The sequence below is a fragment of the Kitasatospora nipponensis genome (assembly GCF_039528135.1).
GTDB lineage: Bacteria > Actinomycetota > Actinomycetes > Streptomycetales > Streptomycetaceae > Kitasatospora > Kitasatospora nipponensis.
On sequence record NZ_BAAALF010000945.1, the window covers coordinates 1 to 582 of the forward strand.

Annotated in this window: 1 protein-coding gene and 1 pseudogene; one reads left to right on the plus strand and one right to left on the minus strand. The window is 71.8% G+C overall.

Going from position 1 to position 582, the window contains the following annotated elements; genetic code table 11:
* Positions 1–311 (minus strand): MarR family winged helix-turn-helix transcriptional regulator (locus ABD323_RS44210; RefSeq protein ID WP_344447639.1); only part of this gene is annotated, 311 nt, incomplete at its 3' end.
* Between the two features lie 64 nt (positions 312–375).
* Here ABD323_RS44210 and ABD323_RS44215 point away from each other — a divergent pair.
* Positions 376–582 (plus strand): annotated as a pseudogene (locus ABD323_RS44215) (protein phosphatase); the annotation flags it as partial.

Genomic DNA, 582 nt, shown 5'->3' on the forward strand with positions numbered 1-582 from the left:
CCCTGCTCGGTGAGGGCGAGTTGCACGGCCCGGGGGTCGCGGGGATCGCGGGTGCGCCCGATCAGGCCGGCCGACTCCAGGGCGCGCGCCAGCTTCGAGACGTACAGCGCCTCCAGGCCGGTGTGGTCGGCGAGTTGGCGCTGACTGGGCCGCTCACCGGCGCGCTGCATGCCGTGCAGCGACGCGACCAGCGAGTACTGCGCGTGGGTGAGGCCCAGTGGGGCCACCGCGCGATCGACCGCGACGCGCCACTTGTTGGCGAGCCGCCACACCAGAAAGCCGGGGGTGGGACCCGGTGCACCCTTGCTCATAAGAAATAGAGTACATGGCTACTATGTCCATGGCTAGGATAATCCGGCCTACTACGGTGGGCGGGTGACCGAGACCTGGAACCCTGCCGACCCCGGTGTCCTGCTCCTCCCCTCCGGACGCCTCGTCCGCGGCCGCGCGCTCAGCCGCCCTCTCCCGCCCGGCCCGACCCCCGGATACGCGCTGTACCTGCTGGGCCGTCAGCCGCCCGAAACCCCTTGGGAGGCCGGGTGGTTGCGCTGGCCGGACTTCCGGCTGCCCAGCGATCGCGGG